Genomic DNA, 22980 nt, shown 5'->3' with positions numbered 1-22980 from the left:
GATAGTTATCATTAGGGCATAGCAAGATATAAACTACCGCTTTATGCGACTAATGAATCACCACAAATTTGTTGTACGTTATGAAATGACACAGCACGCAGGCAATATCATCCACGCGCTGTATTATTTTTTGTTTAACTCTTTTAAGCGTTTTTCTAATTGGGCAAGCTTGGTGTTTTGTATTTTCAAGCGATTTTCCGCGCCTACTAAGTCTTGATTGAGTTTGTTAACTTTAGTGGCTTGCTGGGCGGTGGCTTGGCGTTTTTGCTGCACTTGCGCCGCTACTTGGGATGGCATTGCTTTGCCTATCTTGTTGTTGGTGCTCTGACCTTGTACTGAACCACTGGTATGATTAGGCGCGATGATGGTCATTTCAGATTTTTTAGTCGCTGCGTATGGCCGCGGTGTTTTTTGTGCTTTAAGTGTCTTTTTTGTAGTTGTTAGGGTGGCTGGTTGCTTGGCAGCAGATTTTGGTGCGATGACAGATTTTTTGCTTGCGACACGTTTTTTGTTTTGACGATATCGTTGTCGCGCTTTATTGGCCGATTTTATCCCAATTTGTGAAGGGACTACTTTATATTTTGGGATTTGCAATTGGGTATTGGCGACAAGTTTGGTTGGGTCATTATCGGGGAACGCGGTCGGGTTGGCTGCCATGATATCTGCCATCACTTGATCGACATCTTTGCGGTTTGCCGCTGCGATGTTATTGGCGATGGTCCAAAGGTTGTCATTGCGCTGTAGTGTATAAGTGGTTGTCTCACCAATGATTTGCGGGTTCTTGGCGCTATACTTAGATTTAGATTTGGATTTGGATTTGTCTAAAGGTTGGTTGCCATAAATAGCTGCTGGGCTTGGCAATTGATTATCTGCGGTGTTTGTTTGGATGGGGTTTTGCGTTTGTGGCACAGCTGGATTATAGACAGTGCCATTTGGCCGAATAGCTCGAACCGTTCGCGTCTCTTGGATACGCAGGTAGTCACTGTTTTCGCTAGACAGCGTCATTGGGGTAGCGCCAACTGGCATACCAGTCGTAGGTAAATTAGGCGTAGTCAAATTAGGCAGCTGGTTGATGGTGGTTGATGGCAATGTTATCGGCTGCAGGGGCATAGGGTCGGGCGACATAACAGGCAACTGCACAGGATTAGCCGAACCTATGATGATGTTTTGCGCAGGTGATTGCAAAGCCGTGGTATTGGCTTGCGTGGTGATTTTTTGTGCGCTGTCAATGGGCATCAACAAGGTTTTTGGCAGCGTTTTGGTCACGCCATTTTCCGTGATATTGAGCACCACATCGGTAAATGGGGCATTAATCGCACGTTTGGTGGTCAGTACAATCTGACCGCCATTGCTACTGGTTGGGACAAATTTGATTTGAATATCGGCATCTTTTGACAAACCTAGCTGGCGATACACATCAGCTTGGGCGACTGTGACAGAAAAAGTTCTTGGATTGATATCACTGACATTAATACTGGCGTTTAAAGGTTGGTTTTGTTGGGTTTGTACATATGTATCGCCAATATTGACGGCATAAGCGACAATCGGAAGCGATAAGGGAAAACCCAATACCAAGTGTACAGAGTATTTTTGCCAAGACATAAAAAATCCTTGCTGAAGGTATCATAGCCTAGTTAGGGGTGTTAAAAAATGCCTACTTGTGTGGTCGCATGGTAGTCAATATACCGACAGGCAATATTCAAACATCGAATTAATCGATAGTCCAACAACTTGACAAAAGTTTCAGTCAAATTATCTGCTCAACTTTACACTTTTTGTCCAAAACTCTCAATAGCCTGACTCGCTTATTATTGGCACAAAGCTTGGGATAAAGCCCGCTGTTGATATCACTTTATGGGTAGATTGATGCTTGGATAATGACACTGTACTATCAATACCCTGACAATACCCTAATAATGGCAATCCCTGTCTACTGGTCATGGCGTTTTTTAGGGGTAAATAACGCATTAACACTATAAGGTTTATCTACTCAGGCATAAAAAAACACGCCCTAATCAGCGTGTTTTTTATAAATCCTTGGGTTTATAATTGATTGCGGATAATCGCAAGTGTGCGGCGTAGTGGCTCTGCCGCGCCCCATAACAACTGATCACCCACGGTAAAGGCAGATAAATACTCGCCACCTAGATTCATCTTGCGAAGACGACCTACGGCAACTTTAAGGGTGCCAGTGACCGCGACTGGGGTTAAACGCTCAACCGATGCAGATTTGTCATTTTCTACTACATCTAGCCACTCATTACCACTGTTACGAAGCGCAGCTTCAATTTCTTCTAGAGGGATGTCTTTTTTTAGTTTGATGGTCAAGCCTTGTGAGTGACAACGCATGGCACCGATACGCACGCAGATACCATCAATCGGCACAATGTTGGCATTCGTCTTGTCTGCATCATTGCCTAAGATTTTATTAGTTTCAACACAGCCTTTCCATTCTTCTTTTGATTGACCGTTTTCTAGTTGTACATCAATGTATGGAATTAAGCTACCAGCAAGCGGTGCACCAAAGTATTGTTTTGGGAAGTCGCTGCTACGTTGTAATTCGGCTACTTTACGGTCAATCTCTAAAATTGCGCCTGCCGGGTTATTGAGTTCGTCTGCAACGCCATCATGAATGTAGCCCATGCCCTTGATAAGCTCACGCATGTTGTTGGCGCCCGCCCCACTTGCCGCTTGGTAAGTCATCGCAGATACCCATTCAACCCAATCACGTTTGAACAACTCGCCAATCGCCATCAACATCAAAGATACTGTACAGTTACCACCGATAAAGTCTTTTTGACCATTTTTGATAGCGTCATCAATGACATTGCGGTTGACTGGGTCTAGGACGATGACGCTATTGTCCGCCATACGCAGGGTGCTTGCTGCATCAATCCAGTAACCTGTCCAGCCTTTATCACGTAGCGGTTGATGGACTTCTTTAGTATAGTCACCGCCTTGACAGGTAATAATGGCATCACAAGCCGCTAAAGCCGCTAAGTCATGCGCATCTTCAAGCTTGCTAGGGGCAATGCCATTTGGGGTAGGGGCATCACCACCGGCATTACTGGTAGAGAAAAACACTGGGGTAATCCCTTCAAAGTCGTTTTCATCCATCATACGTTGCATTAATACCGAACCGACCATTCCACGCCATCCGACCAAACCTACGCGTAGCTGACTCATGATAACCCTTCCTTACTGTAAACAAAATAAAATAAATAGTGCAGAAAATCCACATTGATTTTTCAATTAGTAACCTGTTACCTTGCCTGTATTTGTAATGTTTTGCAAGTGAATTTTTTTTTACATGGGGCATCTATTTAGCTATAGATGGTAGGCTGATAGCGATGTCAGGGTGAAAAATAGCGTTTGGCAACACAACTGCAATTTATCAGCCATATTTTTGTGGCTACTATATCGCCATGCTATTGATAACTAGCTAATGATAAGAAGCTGATGATAAAAAGCTAATATTGACCAATGTGAACCGCAATATAACATGAAAGGATAGACAATGACGCTGTTGTTACAGTTGCTAGCAGGTTTTGTGGTTTTTGCAACTTTTTGGGCAACCATCCCTAGGTTTGAATGGTGGTTTAGGATTGCTGATTTTCCCAGAAATCAATTGATTTTTTTGGGGGTAGTGGCGCTCATTGGCTTACTTTGGCTGGGCGCTTTTGACAGTCGTTGGCAGATGGGATTGATTTTACTGCTCATTATTGCACTGGCTATGCAAGCGTACATGGTGTTGCCTTATACGTTTTTGTGGAAGAAACAAGTGCAAACGGCACAGCCAAAATCACGCGATTATCAAGTGAAATTGTTGGTTGCCAATGTGTTGACGACCAATCCAAATAAACAAGCTTTGATTGACCTTATCCATACCCATCAACCCGATATTGTATTGACGCTCGAAACTGACCAAGCGTGGCAAGACGCTTTAAGCCCAATCGAAGCTAACTATCCATTTAACGTCAAAGTGCCACTCGATAACTTATATGGTATGCATTTGTACTCAAAGCTTGAGCTTATCAATCCCCAAGTAAAATATCTGGTGGTTGATGATATCCCATCGATTCATACCCAAGTTCGCCTAGCCATGGGAAAAGTTGTTTGGCTATACTGCTTGCACCCCATGCCACCGAGTCCAACCGAAGCGGATAAATCGGTGACACGGGATGCTGAGCTGTTAATGGTAGGCAAGCACATCAACGCCAACGATTTGACGGTGATTGTTGCAGGTGATCTGAACGATGTGGCGTGGTCGCATACCACACGCATGTTCCAGCGTATCTCAGGGCTACTAGATCCCCGCATTGGGCGCAAATTCATCAATACCTTTCATGCCAGTTACCCATTTTTACGCTGGGCGCTTGACCATGTTTTTCACAGCAATCACTTCACGCTGGTATCGATGGCGCGTATGCCGAACATTGGCTCTGACCATTTTCCCGTGCTCACTACTTTACAATATGAACCTGAAGTCATGGATGAGCAGCCTGAACCTTTGCCAAGCATCGCCGATCACCAAGAGGCGAAAGAAACCATCAAAGAGGGCGCTAAAGAAGGCGAAAAGCTATCGGAAGCTCAGACTGATAGCGCTAATGATGCTAGCAAATTATTGACAGGCGCATGCGAAAGTTAGCAGCGGGCAAGCTAAAACTCCATGTAAGCATTTGCTTACAACAGATTCCGCCTTTTGCGGCTAGTAACCAACGGTGCAACAACCTACAATGAACTCATCAACACAAGGATGATACCAAGGAATGGTAGTGTTGAGACGCTCAGGATGAGTAATATCATGGAAAGCCAATAATAATAACATAGTTGACATGAAGTGCCCTAAAACCCAAGTCTATTGCCCTAAGACTTGGGTTTTATCTTTTTTGGTACTTATCAATCATAATCTAGCCTAATTTAGCATAGTCTAGCTACCTTGTTTTTTGCTTGTTTTGACTACTTAAATGCAAATTCTGCAAGGCTTATGGCAGATTTATTTTCACGGACAGCAAATAATCGCTGTCAATAGTTATAGTCACCAAATAATAGCTACCAAATAATAGTCACCAAATAGTCGAAGTTTTTTAAAATAATCTTTGCTAAAATATCCGCACTTTTTAATCAAAGCTGACGGACAATGACGATGAACCAGTCTGAAATTCTTGAAGACTCACCTAAACAAGCCCCTAATAAATTTGCCCATCCAAATAATGATAGCCAATTTTTGATTGCCCCTTCGATTTTGTCGGCAGATTTTGCCCGTCTGGGCGAGGAGGTCGAGAAGGTTATTGCCGCAGGTGCGGATGTGGTGCATTTTGACGTGATGGACAATCATTATGTCCCAAATTTGACCTTTGGTAGCATGATTTGTCAGGCGCTGCGTGATTATGGGGTAACTGCGCCGATAGATGTGCATTTGATGGTGTCACCAGTTGATAGTATGATTGAGCAGTTCTTAAAAGCGGGCGCTAGCATCATTACCTTTCATCCAGAAGCCACGCAACATGTCGATCGCTCGTTACAACTCATCAAAGATGGCGGCGCTGACTGTGGACTGGTGCTGAATCCTGCCACGCCGCTACACTATCTAGACTATGTGATGGATAAAGTTGACCAGATTTTATTGATGAGTGTTAACCCAGGGTTTGGTGGGCAAGCATTTATTGATGGTACCCTCAAAAAAATAGAAGCGGTGCGCGAAATGATTAGGCTATCGGGTCGCAATATTCGCCTTGAAGTCGATGGCGGTATCAAAGCCAGTAATATTCGTGCAGTTGCCGAAGCAGGGGCTGATATGTTTGTCGCAGGTTCAGCGATATTTAACCAACCTGATTATCGCCAAGCGATTGACGCGATGCGTGCCGAACTGGCTTTGGTCGGTCGCTTGCCAGCGTAAATGCTACACAAGCCATGATACACAAGGAAATTGGTATGGACGTTCAATCCCCGTCTTTAGTACCCAAAGGTCTGACAATTGGACTGGCAATATTTGCTGTGTTGCTAGGGTTGGCAGGTTTTGGGTTTAGGTTGATGTTTGGCGATAGTTTATCATCAATGCTGCCCTCACTGGTGAGTACCATTGCGATTTTTTGGTTGGGTATCCCACTGGCTTTTGTCGTGGGTTCACAGGTGTTAAATCGCTACTCAGGGCGTGCACCGATTCAAAATCGCAATGCATTAACCTTGGGTTTGTTATTTAGCTGTGTGGCGATGCTATGGATGATGGCGGCATATTCGTAACGGTTCGCTCGGTGAGTCGGTACCCCAAGACATTAACGCCACAAATTGATGCTAGACATTGACGCTATACATAACACCAATCCTCAGTAATTATTTAGGAATTTATTGAATGGCATTGCCACATTATACTAAGCAAGAATTATCGATTTATCCCAGCAATCTTCCAAAAGGCTTAATCAACACACTGATAGTTGCCTGCTTGTTGTTAGGGTTGGCGGCTTTACGCAGTAGCAAGGGAATGCAAGGCTGGCTCAATGTCATCGAAAATTGGGTGTTTATGCTATTGTGGATTCCGCTTGCCGTCACCCTTTGCGCATTACCTTTTAAGTTACGGGATGACAGTTTTGAGCTTAAATTGGCGTATTATCTCGGCATGTTTGTGGCATTCTTATTTGAAATCAATAAACTTCGCTATTGGCATACCATGTAAACATCACGATTTAGGGTAACAGTTAACAGCTAACAGTTTTGTGCAATACTTTTTTTGACCGATGAATTTTTAGGCTTAGCCAACGCTAACATGCTTGAATTTCTAAACAGTTGCAATCATAGTAGTGCTATATTTGCTTTTTATAGGCAGGCTGTTATTGATAGACAAGCTGTTAGGGCGTATAGATGAATATTTTGCTCGGTATATTGTTGACTGTATTGATAAGCTTTTTGGTGTATCGATGGATAAGGCTGGCTTGGTATAAACTGCATGATATGGCGGGTATTGAGGTCGGTATGTCTCAATATTCCGTGCCGCCCACCGCATCGCCGGCAAAACCGAAAACCATGCGATTGGCGTACCAATCAACCCTGCCAATTCCCAATACTTTCGGTAGTGATAGCCGTTTTAACTTAATGCCACGTGCTAGCAAAAATGCAAGCAATAAAAAATGGTTTAAAGCAAAAAATCAACAACCGCGATTATCTTCACCTTCGATTTTGGGTATTGATGGCGCGTCAATTGAACGTATGCCAACAGCTGCCGTAATGCTGCTTGATACCATCCATGACAAACTCATTCGTTATCAGGAGTGGCAACGCGACCAAAGTCAGTCAGTCAACCAACCAGACCACCCGCAAAACCAATGGTTGACTGAAAATAAGTTTGTGGTCAATCGCTTAATTGAGCAGACGATTCCTGAAGCAGTACACCAGTATGACCAAATTGCCAAATATCATCCCAGTCAGCTCAATCAAAAAATTCAGGGGGATATGACCGCAGGCGAGATGCTCATTGAGGTATTGGCTCGGGTCAATCGGCAATTAGATGAATTGCTCAATGAGATGTTTAATGAAGTCAGCCAGCAATTTGCGTCAACTTACCGCTATGTCAAAAATCGCACGTAGTTGATGGTAGATTAACATTGGTATATTAAAATGAAAAAAGCGTATCAATTTGATACGCTTTTTTTATAACTTTCTTTTTTGTGAGTTTTATAGCGGTTAGCTGCTTCTTTTTTCTTTATCGCGGCGTAAGTGATGACCCCCACGGCGCGCTTTTAGCGGTTTTTTCTCAAAGCGTTCTTGGCGGCGTTTGGCAATGCCGTAAAGCCCTGTGCCTTGGCGCGGGCGAATGTTGACAAGTCCTGCTAAGGTGTCAATCTCACGGCGATCTAGTTCAAGATAACGACCCGTGCGAAGCTCCCTTGGGAGACTGACAGAGCCGTAACGGATACGCAATAATCGGCTTACTTTTAAGCCTTGCGATTCAAATAAGCGGCGTACTTCACGATTGCGACCTTCTTTGAGTTTGACTTGGTACCATTTATTGATACCTTCACCGCCTTTTTCAACGATGTCATCAAACTGTGCCATACCATCTTCTAGCATGACGCCTCGTTTGAGATTTAAGATAATCTCAGGGGTGACTTCGCCCATCACACGCACCGCATATTCGCGCTCTATTTCATTTGATGGGTGCATCAGACGGTGAGCCAGTTCACCATCATTGGTAAATAGCAATAAACCTGTTGAGTTGATGTCCAACCGACCCACCATTACCCAGCGGTCATGATTTAGGGGTGGCAGGCGCTCAAACACCGTGGGACGACCTTCTGGGTCATGGGCTGAGCAAATTTCGCCTTCTGGCTTGTAATACATCAAGATACGGCGGCGTTTTTCATTTTCTGCGGTATAGCGTAGCAAACGTCCATCGACTCGGATTTCATCGCCCTGTCCGACACGGTCACCAATGGTAGCCACAGTGCCGTTAACACTGACGCGACCTTCGCGAATCACATCTTCCATTTGGCGGCGCGAACCTAAGCCTAGACGGGCGAGGGCTTTTTGCAGTTTTTCGTCTTTCATTCAATAATCCTTTAATAGGTAGCAACATTTCACAATGTTGTGCTAGCATGAAACTTTATGCCTGTGCCTATTGTAGGACAAGCGATGGTTGAATGCTAGTATAAAGTCATGTGGCTAAATTTTAACCAGTATTTTAACCAAAAATTTAACATAAATAATGTCACATTGTAAAAATTATTTTACGTTATAATTATCGACATAAGTAAATCAATAACAACACAAGGAATAATAACAATGAAAGGGCAAATAGCCAATTTCTCGCCGCAACATGGGCAAGGTATCATCATGGGGGATGACGGAAAAAATTACCCATTTATTAGCCAACAATGGCAACAAGCCACGGCACCGATGGCAGGACAACAAGTAGAATTTAGTGTCGATGCGCAGGGTTATGCAGTGGCAGTTGTCGGGGCTTATTTCTTTGGCGTTGATGATTCCCAATATCGCAGTCGGTGTTCGCTGTTTGCATGATGTTAATAAATCAGGTTGGTGGATGCTGATTGTCTTTATCATCCGTTGCCGTAAAACCACCGACTTTAGGCGGTGGATATAAGGCAACTCATACACTATAACGCTTGCATAAATTTTGCTAAAATAATTTGCATGAAAACACTCAAGCTACGCATACGAGACAAACATACTGATAAACTCAACCGCCTAAGCGGTTCGGTCAATTTCGTATGGAACTACGTCAATGACTTGAGTTACAAGCACCTACAAAAAACTGGCAAATTCCTTTCAGCCTACGACCTAAACGAATACACCAAAGGTAGCGGTGAATTACTGGGGTTACACTCGCAAACCATTCAAGCCATCAACGAAACCCACGCCAAAGCTAGAAAACAATTCAAAAAAGCTAAGTTATCATGGCGAACCAACAACCCAACATCAAAGCGTAAAAGCTTGGGTTGGCTACCGTTTAAACAATCGGCCATCAAACACATCGCCACACACCAAACAGGCAAAAAGGGCTTAAAATCCACCTTACAGCTTAGTTTAGCCAAAGGACAAAAACTAGTCATTGACCTATGGGACAGCTACAACCTTAGCCTATATCAAATTAACACACTAGAAATCGTCCAAGACAGCCGTAACCGTTGGTATGCCTGTATCACTGTCAAAGACTACCCTAAAACACAATGCGGAACGGGTAGCGTAGGCATTGACTTAGGCTTAAAAGACAGTGCTACCACCTCAAATGGCAATAAATTACAAATCAAACAAACGCTCAACTATGCCAAAGATTTAGCCATTGCTCAACGAGCTAAAAACAAACAACGTGTCAAAGCAATCCATGCCAAAATCAAGCATACACGCCAAGACCTCATCCATAAATTCACCACCCAATTAGTTAAAGATAATGCGCTAATCGTGGTCGGTGATATTCAGAGTAATCAATTTAATAGTAAAAAAGGCAAACTCGCCAAATCGGTTTACGATGCAGGCTGGTTTGAACTGAAACGACAACTGACCTACAAATGCGAGAACGCAGGTTGCCGTTTTGAAATCGTGAATGAGAAATACACGACCCAGCGATGTTCGTGTTGCGGTGAAATCACCGCCAATAGTCCGAAAGGTAGAAAATCGCTTGGAATAAGAGAATGGATATGTGCTTCGTGTGGCACATGGCATGATAGAGATATCAATGCCAGTAAGAACATTCTTGCGGTCGGGCTTGATCGTCTTGTAGAAGGAATCCCCTTGCTTTAGCAAGGGGAGGAAGTCAAATCTCAAGCTGTTGCACATCAGGTAGGTCAGGTAAATCTTGCAAGCTTTTAAGCCCAAAGGCGGCTAAAAACGCTGGCGTGGTATGCAGTAGTGCAGGCCGTCCCAGCGTATCGCGAAATCCTTGCTCAATAATCCAGCCTTTATCAAATAGTTGCCGTAAAATATTGCTCGATACAGTCACGCCACGAATTTGCTCAATATCGCCACGCGTCACCGGTTGTTTGTAAGCAATCACACTTAACGTTTCTAATAGCGCTTGGCTTAAGGTTTCTTGACGCTGGGGAAAAACTTGCTGAATAAGCGGGCTAAAGTCATTGGCGATTTGTAATCGGTAGCCGCTCGCGGTATCCGCTAAGGTTAACGCGCCTTGTGATAGACGCTGCTGCAAGACCGTGAGCGCCATGCTCAGTTGGTTTGGATTAATCGATAGCCAGTGACATAGCTGTTTGGCAGTAATCGGGGTTTCTGAGGCATGTAAAATCGCTTCGATAGATTTGCTATGCTGCTGGGCAAGCTGATGTTGTTGGTTAAAATCGGTCATGACGATGCCCATATCAAGGTTAGTTCGCTTACATCGGAAGATTCGTCATTTTGTTGTGCGACAAACTTTAGCATCCGTTGTTTTGCTAATTCCAAAATGGCGACAAAACTCACCACCACACCCAGTTTGCCTTGTGATTTATCTAATATATCGTGGAAAGTGCCTTGACCACGACTTGCCAACATACGGCTAATACTTGCCATACGCTCTGCCAAAGGCACGATATCGGCTTTGACATGGTGCATTTGGTAATCGGGTTTTAGCTGCATTTTGATTAAGCTATCGGCAAGCATGGTGGCAGGATAGGGCGCAATCTCTTTGGCTAATATATCAGGGCTTGGCAAACTGGCATATGCCAAAAACACATCGCGCTCAAGCCGCATTAACGCATCGATACGCTGACTGGCGTGTTTGATTTGGGCGTATTGTTCAAGTCTGTCAATCAGCTGCTTGGTGGGGTTTTTTTCATCCTCTGGCTGTTGCGGGCTTGGTAGTAACAATTCGCTTTTGATAGCAATTAAGGTACTTGCCATCAGCAAATAATCGCCTGCCAACTCAAAATGATTGTCATCCAACTCATCAATATAAGTCAGGTACTGCTCGGTAATCGGCAAAATCGCTGTGGTGGTGATATCAAAGTTATTTTTTTTGACTAAGTACAACAAAAAATCCAGCGGACCTTCAAACTGCTCTAGCCAAATGGCAAAGGCTTCGGGCGGAATATAAAGGTCTTCGGGCAGACTTTGAACAGGCGTCTCAAAAATTCGAATGGCTAAATTGGTCATTTGTGATGTTGTTTTTTTAGGTTTTGAATATGCTGATGGCGAGTTTTAAGCGTATTATCAAGACGATTTTTAGCCAATAATTGGCAGATTTGCTGAACTTGTATGTCGCTGAGTTTTTGTTGGTCAAATGACAAAATATAATCTGTAAAGTTTCCCAAGCGGCAAATATTGGCTGGAAAATTACTTTTTAATTCACATTCACCTGTAAATACAATAACTGAATGAAAAACGTCATTCGGTAAATCTAATAAATTCTCTAATGTTTTGATATGTTTATAATTTTGTCGTAACGGATTTTGGAAAAGATGTTTTTTGCCATAAATATTTTGCGTCCATTTGGCATCTTTGACTTTACCATAAATCCACCCTTTATAGTTTTTAGTTTCAACCACGAAAATACCAAAACGCGACACATAAATATGGTCAATTTGCGTAGAACCCTCATCAGTTGCTAAAGTGACGTTTTGAAAATCATGGTATCTATCATGTGGCAGCTTGCGATTAGCAGCTTTTTCAACCATTTTTTCGCCAAACCAACCCTTAAAAGTAGGCGATTTTAATAAACTAATGATAAGGAAAAGAGGAATTAACCACCAAATTTGTTTTAATAATTCCCATAGCATTTTGTTATTAATCCTTTGATTGTTTAACTGCTAAAAACAATCCTGCCCCAATTGATAGGGTAGAGCACAGATAGTTGCTGTCTTGTTCAAAGTCTGACAAAAACGCTGCTACTTCATCGGCATGAGAAATCACATTATCGACAATCAGCATATCGCCAAAGGTCAGCAATCGCTTAAAGTCAGCCACATAGTCGCCATAAAACCTGCGCTCTGCATCCAAGAAAATCACATCAAAATGAGCGGTTGACTGACGTAAAAAATCCTTCGCATCGACTTGTTGTAGCGTGATATTGTGGTCAAACTGCAAGGTGCGCAGGTGATTGCGCGCGGTTAGTAATCGCCACTCATCGATATCAATCGATGTCAACGTGGCAGTATCCGCGGTATTGGCACGATTGATTTGGGCTAACGCATAGCCTAGCCATAGCGTAGAGTAGCCCGTTGATGTGCCGATTTCTAACATATTTTTAGCCCGCTTACTGATAACCAGACTGGCAAGAAACTCGGCTGAATCAGGCTCAAGGTGGCGATGTCGGTTGAGACGGTTGGGCTGCGCATCGTCGAAGGCTTTATCGATTTGATAAAGCCTATCGGTGTAGGCTTTAAAGTGGGCAAATGACATGAGTGACTCGTTATTTTTTGAGTTTAGCAAGGGGTTTGATACCAATGGCTTTTCGTACTTTTTCAAGGCGTTTGCGCGCATCACGGCGGGCTTTTTCTGCGCCCATTTGTAGGATTTCTTCCAATTCTTTTGGATTCGCCATCAATTCATTGTAACGAGCACGGAAAGGGGCAATTTCGCTGTTAATTTTTTCAAACAACACTTCTTTGGCATCCCCCCAACCGATACCTTGCTCAAAACGTTGACGCAGTAGTTGTTGTTCTTCCGCGCTAGCGAATGCACGATAAATCTCAAAAATCGTGGATTCATCGGGATTTTTGGGTTCTTCTGGCAGCTGTGAATTAGTAACAATACGCATGATGGCTTTTCGCAGTGCTTTTTCACCGTCTACTTGCGACTGATTTGATGAAGGGTCGCCAAATAACGGGATGGTATTGCCATAGCTTTTTGACATTTTACGACCATCAAGCCCCGTCAGTAGCGGCGTGTCATCATCTACCATGGCTTCGGGCAATACAAAAATCGGTTTTTCCGGGTCACAATAGCGAAAATTAAAGGTACCTGCTATATCACGTGCCATCTCGATATGTTGGATTTGGTCTTTCCCCACAGGCACATGGGTGGCATTGAACATCAAAATATCCGCAGCCATTAGCACAGGATAACTAAATAACCCCATCGAAATGCCATAATCAGGGTCAGTGTCTGGCGTTTCACGGTTGGCATCTACGGCGGCTTTGTAGGCGTGTGCACGGTTCATCAACCCTTTAGCACAGTTACAGTTGAGCACCCAAGTTAGTTCTGGAATTTCGATAATGTCCGATTGGCGGTAAAATACCACGCGCTCAGGGTCGAGACCACACGCAAGCCACGTAGCGGCAATTGCCTTGGTCGATGCATGAATCGCCTCAGGGTCGTGGCATTTGATGAGTGCGTGCAAATCTGCCAAGAAAAAATAAGCATCGCTTTCTCCCGTACTGGCGCCTTGTATCGCCGATTGTATGGCTGGACGAATGGCACCGACATAGTTGCCAAGATGGGGAATACCACTGGTGGTGATACCGGTTAAAATGCGGCGCGGCGCGGCTGTTTTATCATTCATATTCAAAATTCCAAACAAAAGCAAAAAAAGTACAGAATAGGCAAAAAAATTGTCCGCTAGTATAGCGGTTTTTGACTACAAATTCATGCCAAAAATTGGCTGAGCCCCATGAGCCAAATGAGTAATATTAGCGGTAATAACGGATACCAGTAGGCTGAGTTTTATAGCGCCGATGAAACCACATGTATTGGGTCGGGTCGATACGGATATAATTTTCTAATAGCTGATTGATGCGTTTGGCATCCGCTAATTCATCTTCGGTTGGGTAGTTGTCAATGATAGGCGAGAAGATGATGTGATAATGCGGTTTGCGACCTTTTGGCATCTCATCCGGGGTTTCCCGATAAAAATGCAATATCATCACGGCAGGTGGATTGGCTTTATTGCCCAGTTTTGCCATACGACGTGGTGCGGTCAAGGTGGCAGCGGGCACCCCAAAAAAGTCTGCCATCACGCCTTGTTTAAGCCCAAAATCTTGGTCGGGGGTAATCCATACCACATGGTTGTCTTTAAGATTTTTGGCAAAATGGCGCATATCGCGATGACTGATTTGGTCACTATAAACCTTTGAGCGAGCGTTGAAAATAAACCAATCAAGCAGCGCATTGTTTTGCGGTCGATACACCACATCCAGCGGGGTAAACATGGTGGTCAGCCGTCCACCCAAATCGAGCAAAGTCGAATGGATGCCAAGTAAAATCACCGCTTTACCTTGCGATTGGGCGTTTTTGACATGGTGCAGCCCTGATACAGTGACACAGCGGGTAAATACATCAGGTCGATACCACGCACACAGACTTTCAAACACACCCACACCGGCATTGATAAAAATCTTCTCTGCCATCTCTAAACGCTGATCTTCGCTGAGTTCTGGAAACGCCAATGACAGATTGGTCAAAGTATCGGCTCGGCGGCTTTTAATCAGTCCAAATAACAATTTTCCCAAAAAATGACCGATTTTAAATTGATAGCGTAACGGCAAATAAATCAATGGCAAAATTAGCGCAACCCCAAGCCAAATCCCCCAATATTGCGGCAACAAAAACTGCCACTGAAAAGGCTTGCGCGCTGTACGGGTCGCTGATTGCAGTTTTTGCAACTCGCTCACCTTTGGCATGCCTTCAAGTGTTACAGTTGACTGATGTAGCAGATTGGCATCGGCATTACTGGCAGTATCAACCGGAGTCATTTTGGCTGCTGGGTCAAACATTTGAGGCTTATGATTTTGGGTTGGTTTCATAGGGTATGTTTCATTAAAAAAAGCATAAAAATACATAAAAAATGCAAAAATAAATGCTGTAGCAGCGACTTGGCCGATTAAGTTTGTAAAACTGGTCAAAAAATATAGGCTAAAATGTACAGGCTTTTAAGCTGATTGGGTCATTATACCAAACAACGACGCAGGCTAAAGCCAGTAAATTTAGTATATATTGAGTAACAGTGATACATTGAATGACGAATGACCACCAATCCATGTTACAATTTGCAAAATATTACAAAAAAGAAGCAATAATGCTTTAACGTAATTACATGTTAATTTAGTTCAGTTGAAGATAATTGCTTTTATCTCTATCCTAGGATGATCTTCATATAAAAAGGAGTTGACATGCAGACAAATTCCGCAATGACAAGTAACTCCCCCATGCTATCAAAGATAGTGTGGTTACTTGTTGCAATTATTGGCGCAGTGGCGTTAGGGACAATCGCCCTGCACCGCAGCGAAAGTATCAATGCGGTGTGGCTCGTCGCCGCTGCCGTGTGTTCGTATAGCATTGCTTATCGCTACTATAGCTTATTTATCGCCAAAAAAGTCTTTGAACTCAATCCCCGCCGCGTGACACCGGCTCACCGCCTAAAAGATGGTTTAGATTATGTTCCTACCAATAAATACGTCTTATTTGGCCACCACTTTGCTGCGATTGCTGGAGCAGGTCCATTAGTCGGTCCTATCTTAGCGGCACAAATGGGTTATTTGCCAGGTACGCTATGGCTTATCATTGGGGTGGTATTTGCAGGTGCGGTACAAGATTTTACTGTGCTATTTATCTCGACCCGCCGTGATGGCAAATCACTGGGTGAAATGGCAAAAGACGAGCTGGGTACTTTTACGGGTATTACGGTGATGCTCGGCGCACTCGGCGTGATGGTCATTATTCTTGCCGTACTGGCACTGGTGGTGGTGAAGGCGCTAGCGCACAGTCCTTGGGGGCTATTTACCATCGCGGCAACGATTCCAATCGCGCTACTGATGGGCATCTATATGCGCTATCTACGCCCAGGTAAAATCATGGAAGTGTCTATCATCGGCTTTGTGTTGATGATGGCGGCGATTGTATTTGGTGGCGATATTGCCAAAGACCCTGCGATGGCTGAATTGTTTACCTTGACAGGTACCCAGCTGACTTGGGCATTGATGATTTATGGTGTGGTAGCGTCGGTATTGCCTGTGTGGCTGCTGCTTGCACCGCGTGATTATTTATCTACTTTTTTAAAAATAGGGGTGATTGCAGGTTTGGCACTGGCGATTATCTTTACCATGCCAGAGTTAAAAATGCCCGCGGTTACCAAATTTATCGATGGCACGGGACCAGTATTTAAAGGCGGGTTATTTCCGTTCTTGTTTATTACCATTGCTTGTGGTGCTATCTCTGGTTTTCACGCGTTGGTATCGAGTGGTACGACCCCAAAACTTGTGGATAATGAAGTGGATACTCGCGCCATTGGTTATGGTGGTATGCTCATGGAGTCGATGGTTGGTATCATGGCAATGATCTGTGCCACCATTCTTGACCCTGGTATGTATTTTGCGATTAATGCCCCAGCAGCGCTTTTAGGTACAACCCCAGAGACAGCGGCAGCCGCTATCCAAAAATTGGGGTTTGTAATTACCCCCGATGCGCTTACGACACTAGCGCAGCAAGTGGGTGAGAGCTCTATTATCTCACGGACAGGCGGTGCACCGACCTTTGCAATTGGGATGGCACATATCCTATCGTCTATCTTTGGTAGTACCGCAATGATGGGGTTTTGGTATCATTTTGCGATTTTATTCGAAGCCTTGTTTATTTTGACTGCAGTCGATGCAGGGACGCGTGCTTGTCGTTTTATGGTACAAGACACAATTGGCATCGTGGTGCCATCGGTACGTGGCTCAACCAATCTCGGCGTGCATTTGCTTGCAACTTTGATTGCAGTCGCCGCTTGGGGCTTCTTTGTCTACCAAGGCGTCATTGATCCGCTTGGGGGCATTAACTCATTGTGGCCGCTATTTGGCATCGGTAACCAAATCTTGGCAGCCATGGCATTAACCCTAGGTACCGCAGTTTTATTTAAAATGAAAAAACAAAAGTACGCTTGGGTCACTGTGGCACCCACGGTTTTCTTATTGATTACCTGTCTGACGGCAGGTTGGCAAAAAATCTTCCATGAAAACCCAGCGATTGGTTTCTTAGCGCAAGCGCACAAATACAGCGCCGCGATTGCCAAAGGTGAAGTGTTAAAACCTGCCAAAACCTTGGATGAGATGCAAACCATCGTATTCTCAAACTATGTGGATGCCGTGCTTTGTGGCTTCTTTATGATTGTGATGATTGTAATGATTTTCGGTACGATTCGCGCATTAACAAAAGCCTTGGCAAGTGATAAACCTACTGTGGTTGAAGGTGAGGCGATTTATGAAGATCCAAAACCCTTGAATATTTCTGCACCGCATTAGTGAAAAATTAACAGCGATTGCACTTATATTTGTGCAATTGCTTGGATTTCACCAAAACCATGCTAGGCAGATAGAAGGAGAGTCACATGAGTAATAACGCGTTAATCGCTAACTTGATTAAAATGACCTTAAAGGCGCAAAAGGAGGTAATTTTTAGCCCAAAAAATATGACCCGCCTAATCACGCTGGTCAAACGGATGCAACAAAGCTTTCGTTTGATGGTCGGTGTCCCTGATTATGCGACCTACGTCAGCCATATGCAGGAGCAGCATCCTGATCTAGAGCCGATGGATGAAAAGACCTTTTTTCGCTACTGCGTCGATGCGCGCTACCCGAGTAATGGCGGTGGCATGAAGCGATGCCCTTGTTAATCAAAAAACATTAAAAAAACAGTCTAAAATTAGGCTGTTTTTTTTATCAAAATTGAATTGTTAATTTTTGTAAATATGGCCAATGATTGTCGGCAAAAATGACCCAAGATTTATACACAATCGCCCGTTGGCAGGTCTGGTGGCAGTGTGTGTAGGCTCTCATATCATGCACCCTTAAGGCGGTTTATTGTTTCATTTTTCATGATTGCAAGTTGGCAGTCGCCCATGGATTTGGACATTGCGTTCAGATACTGCTTTGCGATAGTTAAAGCTTCGCCATCATGTAAAATTTGCATATTTTAATTTTCGGGTTGGACTAAATTTAGATAAAGCTGATAATTTTCTGCATCAAAACAGACAAAGATAATGTCTTCAAATTCATGATTTTCGTTTTGCTTGACGAAATCTTTTACGGTGTTTACCGCAATTTGTGCGGCTTGTTGTTTTGGAAAACGATACACACCCGTTGAAATATTGGGAAAAGCAATGGTTTTAACACCGTTTTGCTCAGCAAGTTTCAGCGATTCGGTGTAACAGCTTGCTAGTAGCGCTGACTCATTTGACTGTCCGCCATGCCAAACAGGTCCGACGGTGTGAATCACATATTTGGCGGGCAAATTCCCTGCAGGGGTAATCACGGCTTTGCCAGTAGGACAACCGCCTTGCTCATCATGAATCACTCGACAAGCCGCAAGTAGTGACGTGCCTGCTTTACGGTGAATAGCGCCATCAACCCCGCCACCACCGAGCAATGAATTGTTGGCAGCGTTGACAATCGCATCAACAGCTAGGGTCGTAATATCTTGTTGTACGACACGGATTTGCATGCTTGTACCCCTTATGATTTTTAACATTTTAAATGTTCGTTTCTATTGATGGTTTGTTTGGGTTATTTTTTGGTTTGCGAGTAGGATTCATCAGCCAATTTTTCAAACCGCTCTTTTTCTTTATTGAGTTCATGTTTCGCGGTGGTCATATCGCTATCAAATAAGCTTTCGAGTTCTTGAATCGCCGATTGTGCTGAGGCAATCATCTCGGCTTCATCTTCATAGATGGCGCGCTGCCGTTCAATCAATGCGTCATCATAATCGCGGAACATTTGCACGGTTTTTCGGGCAGTTTGTGGTGCCATGCCCAATACTTCCAAGGTTTCGCGTGACATATCCAGTGAAGATAGGTAGGTTTCTCGCCAAATATACTTAACCCCCGCATCGCGCAAACGATAATAATGCTCACGGTTTTTGGCACGTGCCAAGATGGTCAAATGCGGATAATTGCGTACCACATAATCGGCCACCGTTGCAGACAGCTCGATATCGCCAATGGCAATAATAAAAACTTTGGCTCGTTGAAGCCCTGCTGCGCGTAGGATTTCAGGATTTTGGGGATTGCCATAGTATACTTGGTTACCAAATTTGCGGACGAAATCGACTTGGTTGGCAGATTTTTCAATCGCGGTAAATTCAATATTGTGCATGCGTAGCACACGGCCGATGATTTGCCCGACACGTCCAAATCCTGCAATCACCACTGCGTGCTCATGGTTGGGTATTTTGTCGTATTCTTTACTGGGCTTAGCTTTGGCAAATATCGGATTACCAATTTTTTCCAGTAATAAAAATGCCAGTGGTGTCATTGCCATTGAGACAGTTACCACAAGGTTTAGGATATTTTGTTGTTCACGGGTTAACAGATGCTGGGCGGTCGCCACGCTAAACAGTACAAACGCAAATTCCCCGCCTTGCGCTAGCGTCACCCCAAGACGGATACTGCTTTCGTTTTTGTTGCCCATGAGCCGCGCAATGATTGTCAGCACCACAAACTTAATGAGCATCAGCAATACTGCCAAACCAATGATGAGAAAGGGCTTGGCGACAATTAATTTGACGTTGGTAAGCATGCCAACTGACATAAAAAACAGCCCAAGCAGCAACCCCTTAAATGGCTCAATACTTGCCTCTAACTCGTGGCGGTATTCGGAGTCAGCCAGTAGCACCCCGGTTAAAAATGCCCCAAGTGCCATTGACAAGCCTATATAATTCATCAATAGCGACACACCCAGTACGATAAACAACGCCGTGGCGGTGAGCAGCTCGGTGGCGTTACTAGAGGCCACGAACTTAAAGAAAGGACGTACCACAAACCGACTGACAAATATCATGCCAGCAAAAATACTGATGACTTTGGCAAAATAAATCCAATCGTAATTTTGCTCTTGCGCGCCCGACAAAAATGGCAATGCGGCAAGTAAAGGAATAACCGCGATATCTTGAAACAATAAAATAGTAAAGGCTTGTTGACCATGCGTGGTGGCAAGCTGCTTTTTTTCACCCAATAACTGCAACACAAACGCCGTTGATGACAGCGCCAAGCCAAAACCGATGACAAAGCTATTTGATAGCCGAATATCTAAAAAATACCACGATAGCAGCATCAGCACCACGCCCGTGACAATCACCTGCAGCCCGCCTAACACAAAAATCTGTTGCCTAAGTGCCCAAAGCCTAGAAGGCTGTAGCTCTAAACCAATAATAAATAATAGCAGCACGACCCCAAATTCAGAAAAATGCAGCAAGTCATCGGGGTTGCCCGCAACTTTTAAAAAACTCGGACCTAGTAGCAAACCGGTAAACAAATAACCCAATACCGTGGCGATACCAAAACGCTTTGCGAGCGGTATCAAAATCACTGCCGCACCCAAAAAGATAGTTGCGTCAAGCATCATAGAACTATCAGCACCGGCAGCAAGCACAAACATACAAAACCTCAATTATTTTTAATTTTTGACAAAAATTTTCCAAATCCCATTATCGGCAATCGCATTTTTATAGGCGTCATTGCGTTTTTTACGGGGAGTTTGCCGACTGTCCACCACTTTAAAGTCTGCTAATGTTTGAATAACCAAACCTGTGCGATAAAAACGAATCCGTTCAGGCTCTAGCAATTCGCCTTTGGGATTGCGACAAAACACATAAGCACGTAAATCAATAAATTCACGATGCGCCACCAGCCGCACGTCTTCGCCTTTGGCTAAGGCATTTTCCATCGCCATCAACTGGGCATCCTCATACGGACCGCATTTTTCAACCAGTGCACCCACCGAGCCAAAATTTTTGGATTCCTTGGCTTTGGTACGGGTCAAATGTAGTTTTTGCACATGATAAATAAACTGCGGTATCTCAAGGCTTGCGGGTAATGGCAGATAATCAGGCGGCAGTCCTGCCGAGGGATAAAACCCTTTGGCGCGATCAATCAAAGCTTGCCAGGTTTGCTCATAGCTTTGCACCTCTGCCAAATTGCCTGCATAAATAGGCAAATCTTGAATTTGGGTGAGATAGGGCGGCGGAAAAAAATTATCCCGAAACTGGGCAATATCGGCTTGCAAGGTCGAGAGCAATAACTTGACCTGTTTTTTATGCGCCTTTTCATCAACCAGCAATGCTGAGGGATTGCCATTATCTGAGTTGTCTGAGCCATCAGATTGGGTGAGATGCAAATTGGGTGCCACGAAAGGTGCAGAACGGTGTGTCATACGCGTTTACCTCCAGTAAGCTAGTAATTGTTATATAGATTTAATAGAAACTTAAATAGATATTAAATACAGATGTTTAATTGTTTGGCAAACGTTTAGCAAGCGTTTAGCAAACAACGCTTGCCACAGCATGGTGCTGATTCATCCTAACATATTTAGCCTAAGTAATGCGCACTATTACGCAATTAATCGTAAGAAAAGTTAAGCAAGCAACCAGCAAACACCACAAAAAAAACTAAAAAACGCTCAGCGGCAGCACCGATTTTTTGGCACCTTAGGCCAAAAAGTCGGTTAGTGCGCATGCGCATGGACAGGGGGTGTGCTGGTAATGTCACAATTAAACTGCGCGGAGTGCGCATGCAAATCACTCTCAAATTGAATGGTACTGTGCCCAATGCCTAAATGCTGTAACTCGTGCTGTAAGTCTGATAATAGCGCGTCAGTTTGCTGCAGGGTAAGCGAGCTTGGGACGATGATATGACAAGATAAACTATGTAAGCCGCTGGTAATCGTCCAGACGTGTAAATCATGAACCGATAAAACGTTTGGGTGGGCAGAGAGGGTTTTGATAATAGCGCTTTGGTCAATATCATTGGGCGCGCCTTCCATCAAGATATGGGCGGCATTTTTGACGACAGCATAACCACTGCGAACAATCAGTAGCGCCACCAAAATACTCACTGCCGCATCTGCCCACACCCAGCCAAACAGCATAATCACAATAGCAGCAATAATCGCAGCCACCGAGCCTAGCAAGTCACTTAATACATGTAAATAAGCGCTTTTCATATTGAGATTATCAGTATCACCACCGTGCATCAGCTTCGCCACCACCAAATTGACGATAAGCCCAATAGTACTGATAAACAGCATACCCGTGGTGGCGATTTGTGGCGGCTGCTGAAAACGCAGCACGGCTTCATAAATGATACCTGCACTGATAATCAGTAGCGTTACCCCATTGATGAGCGCAATCAAAATCTCAAAACGGCGATAACCAAAAGTTTTATGAGAGGTAGCGGATTTTTTACCGATGATAAACGCAAACAAAGTCATGGCAAGTGACACCGCATCACTAAACATATGACCTGCATCTGATAACAACGCCAAACTGCCGGTAATATAACCGCCGATGACTTCAACAATCATATAGCTTGCAATGATAGCAAACGCTATCGTGATGATACGCTGATTATCGGTATGGCTGTGACTGTGACTGTGACTGGGGCTGTGGTCAGCATCCTCATGGCGGTGATTGTTGCCATGACCATGCGCATTAGGGTGCACATCAGTAGGCTGCTTTGAATCTTGAAGCGGTTTTGGGGTCATTGTTATGTCCTTATGGTGATGATTGTTGCCATGACTATGCGCATTAGGGTGCACATCAGTAGGCTGCTTTGAATCTTGAAGCGGTTTTGGG

Annotated in this window: 23 protein-coding genes and 1 pseudogene; 11 read left to right on the top strand and 13 right to left on the bottom strand. The window is 44.1% G+C overall.

Annotated features, from left to right (window positions below; all coding sequences use genetic code 11):
- Positions 1-123: 123 nt before the first annotated feature.
- Together RTS09_RS07100 and asd are read right to left on the bottom strand one after the other, a co-directional pair.
- The gene (locus RTS09_RS07100; RefSeq protein WP_312535554.1) at positions 124-1602 is read right to left on the bottom strand and encodes a type IV pilus assembly protein FimV; all 1479 of its coding nucleotides are present in this window, start codon (positions 1600-1602) and stop codon (positions 124-126) included.
- A gap of 441 nt (positions 1603-2043) precedes the next feature.
- A complete protein-coding gene (gene asd / locus RTS09_RS07095) occupies positions 2044-3186 on the bottom strand; it encodes an aspartate-semialdehyde dehydrogenase (protein ID WP_312535552.1) in 1143 nt (380 codons plus the stop codon).
- Positions 3187-3517: 331 nt separating this feature from the next.
- On the opposite strand from asd, the gene RTS09_RS07090 reads away from it, so the two are divergent.
- The 5 genes from RTS09_RS07090 to RTS09_RS07070 all read left to right on the top strand — a co-directional run bounded on the left by RTS09_RS07090 (position 3518) and on the right by RTS09_RS07070 (position 7581).
- Entirely contained in the window at positions 3518-4648 is a 1131-nt protein-coding gene (locus RTS09_RS07090; RefSeq protein ID WP_312535549.1) for an endonuclease/exonuclease/phosphatase family protein, read from the top strand.
- Positions 4649-5146: 498 nt separating this feature from the next.
- Complete coding sequence (gene rpe / locus RTS09_RS07085; protein WP_198510511.1) at positions 5147-5899, top strand: ribulose-phosphate 3-epimerase; 753 nt, start codon at positions 5147-5149, stop codon at positions 5897-5899.
- A gap of 35 nt (positions 5900-5934) precedes the next feature.
- The gene (locus RTS09_RS07080; RefSeq protein WP_099807756.1) at positions 5935-6243 is read left to right on the top strand and encodes a hypothetical protein; all 309 of its coding nucleotides are present in this window, start codon (positions 5935-5937) and stop codon (positions 6241-6243) included.
- A 109-nt stretch (positions 6244-6352) separates the two neighbouring features.
- Positions 6353-6673: a hypothetical protein gene (locus tag RTS09_RS07075; protein WP_007115494.1), complete on the top strand. Its 321-nt coding sequence runs from the start codon at positions 6353-6355 to the stop codon at positions 6671-6673.
- A 185-nt stretch (positions 6674-6858) separates the two neighbouring features.
- The gene (locus RTS09_RS07070; RefSeq protein WP_312535543.1) at positions 6859-7581 is read left to right on the top strand and encodes a hypothetical protein; all 723 of its coding nucleotides are present in this window, start codon (positions 6859-6861) and stop codon (positions 7579-7581) included.
- 96 nt (positions 7582-7677) lie between these two features.
- Here the strand turns inward: RTS09_RS07070 and rluB are convergent, their stop codons facing one another.
- Positions 7678-8541 carry a 23S rRNA pseudouridine(2605) synthase RluB gene (rluB, locus tag RTS09_RS07065; RefSeq protein ID WP_036591148.1) on the bottom strand — a complete coding sequence of 288 codons (864 nt, stop codon included), beginning with the start codon at positions 8539-8541 and terminating at the stop codon, positions 7678-7680.
- 234 nt (positions 8542-8775) lie between these two features.
- Between rluB and RTS09_RS07060 the strand changes: the two genes are divergently transcribed.
- Genes RTS09_RS07060 through RTS09_RS07055 form a run of 3 tightly spaced genes read left to right on the top strand, consistent with a single transcriptional unit; the run spans position 8776 to position 10251 of the window.
- Positions 8776-9012 (top strand): hypothetical protein, encoded by a 237-nt coding sequence (locus RTS09_RS07060; RefSeq protein WP_286172988.1) that lies wholly within the window; start codon positions 8776-8778, stop codon positions 9010-9012.
- Positions 8972-9094 carry a DUF805 domain-containing protein gene (locus tag RTS09_RS10550; protein WP_242047221.1) on the top strand — a complete coding sequence of 41 codons (123 nt, stop codon included), beginning with the start codon at positions 8972-8974 and terminating at the stop codon, positions 9092-9094. Before RTS09_RS07060 ends, RTS09_RS10550 begins: the two co-directional genes overlap by 41 nt.
- A gap of 50 nt (positions 9095-9144) precedes the next feature.
- Positions 9145-10251 carry an RNA-guided endonuclease InsQ/TnpB family protein gene (locus tag RTS09_RS07055; protein WP_312535539.1) on the top strand — a complete coding sequence of 369 codons (1107 nt, stop codon included), beginning with the start codon at positions 9145-9147 and terminating at the stop codon, positions 10249-10251.
- A gap of 13 nt (positions 10252-10264) precedes the next feature.
- Here the strand turns inward: RTS09_RS07055 and scpB are convergent, their stop codons facing one another.
- The 6 genes from scpB to RTS09_RS07025 all read right to left on the bottom strand — a co-directional run bounded on the left by scpB (position 10265) and on the right by RTS09_RS07025 (position 15059).
- The gene (gene scpB / locus RTS09_RS07050; RefSeq protein ID WP_312535537.1) at positions 10265-10810 is read right to left on the bottom strand and encodes an SMC-Scp complex subunit ScpB; all 546 of its coding nucleotides are present in this window, start codon (positions 10808-10810) and stop codon (positions 10265-10267) included.
- Complete coding sequence (locus tag RTS09_RS07045) at positions 10807-11595, bottom strand: segregation and condensation protein A (RefSeq protein ID WP_312535535.1); 789 nt, start codon at positions 11593-11595, stop codon at positions 10807-10809. The genes scpB and RTS09_RS07045 overlap by 4 nt, the downstream gene beginning before the upstream one ends.
- Positions 11592-12218 (bottom strand): nuclease-related domain-containing protein, encoded by a 627-nt coding sequence (locus RTS09_RS07040; protein ID WP_312535533.1) that lies wholly within the window; start codon positions 12216-12218, stop codon positions 11592-11594. Before RTS09_RS07040 ends, RTS09_RS07045 begins: the two co-directional genes overlap by 4 nt.
- A 7-nt stretch (positions 12219-12225) precedes the next feature.
- Complete coding sequence (locus RTS09_RS07035; RefSeq protein ID WP_312535530.1) at positions 12226-12840, bottom strand: O-methyltransferase; 615 nt, start codon at positions 12838-12840, stop codon at positions 12226-12228.
- 10 nt (positions 12841-12850) lie between these two features.
- Positions 12851-13942 carry a tryptophan--tRNA ligase gene (gene trpS / locus RTS09_RS07030; RefSeq protein WP_095355729.1) on the bottom strand — a complete coding sequence of 364 codons (1092 nt, stop codon included), beginning with the start codon at positions 13940-13942 and terminating at the stop codon, positions 12851-12853.
- A gap of 127 nt (positions 13943-14069) precedes the next feature.
- Positions 14070-15059 (bottom strand): LpxL/LpxP family acyltransferase, encoded by a 990-nt coding sequence (locus RTS09_RS07025; RefSeq protein ID WP_312535693.1) that lies wholly within the window; start codon positions 15057-15059, stop codon positions 14070-14072.
- Positions 15060-15566: 507 nt separating this feature from the next.
- On the opposite strand from RTS09_RS07025, the gene RTS09_RS07020 reads away from it, so the two are divergent.
- The 3 genes and pseudogenes from RTS09_RS07020 to RTS09_RS07010 all read left to right on the top strand — a co-directional run.
- On the top strand, positions 15567-17657 hold the full coding sequence (locus RTS09_RS07020) for a carbon starvation CstA family protein (RefSeq protein WP_409418381.1): 2091 nt from the start codon (positions 15567-15569) through the stop codon (positions 17655-17657).
- Positions 17658-17743: 86 nt separating this feature from the next.
- Positions 17744-18028 (top strand): YbdD/YjiX family protein, encoded by a 285-nt coding sequence (locus RTS09_RS07015; protein ID WP_007115971.1) that lies wholly within the window; start codon positions 17744-17746, stop codon positions 18026-18028.
- Between the two features lie 88 nt (positions 18029-18116).
- Positions 18117-18203: pseudogene (locus RTS09_RS07010) on the top strand (hypothetical protein); the annotation flags it as partial.
- A gap of 124 nt (positions 18204-18327) precedes the next feature.
- On the opposite strand, the gene RTS09_RS07005 reads toward RTS09_RS07010, so the two are convergent.
- The 4 genes from RTS09_RS07005 to RTS09_RS06990 form a co-directional block, all read right to left on the bottom strand.
- Positions 18328-18855, bottom strand: a complete 528-nt coding sequence (locus tag RTS09_RS07005; protein WP_095355714.1) for an O-acetyl-ADP-ribose deacetylase — start codon at positions 18853-18855, stop codon at positions 18328-18330.
- Between the two features lie 62 nt (positions 18856-18917).
- Positions 18918-20786 (bottom strand): monovalent cation:proton antiporter-2 (CPA2) family protein, encoded by a 1869-nt coding sequence (locus RTS09_RS07000; RefSeq protein WP_312535524.1) that lies wholly within the window; start codon positions 20784-20786, stop codon positions 18918-18920.
- 18 nt (positions 20787-20804) lie between these two features.
- The gene (locus tag RTS09_RS06995) at positions 20805-21560 is read right to left on the bottom strand and encodes a hypothetical protein (protein WP_144917340.1); all 756 of its coding nucleotides are present in this window, start codon (positions 21558-21560) and stop codon (positions 20805-20807) included.
- Between the two features lie 291 nt (positions 21561-21851).
- A partial coding sequence (locus RTS09_RS06990) for a cation diffusion facilitator family transporter (protein WP_312535522.1) occupies positions 21852-22980 on the bottom strand: 1129 nt, incomplete at its 5' end.

The sequence above is a fragment of the Moraxella sp. CTOTU47618 genome (genome assembly GCF_032017425.1).
GTDB classification, from domain to species: domain Bacteria; phylum Pseudomonadota; class Gammaproteobacteria; order Pseudomonadales; family Moraxellaceae; genus Faucicola; species Faucicola tetraodonis.
The sequence above is the reverse complement of the archived record's forward strand: the minus strand, read 5'-3'. Positions and strand labels throughout refer to the sequence as shown.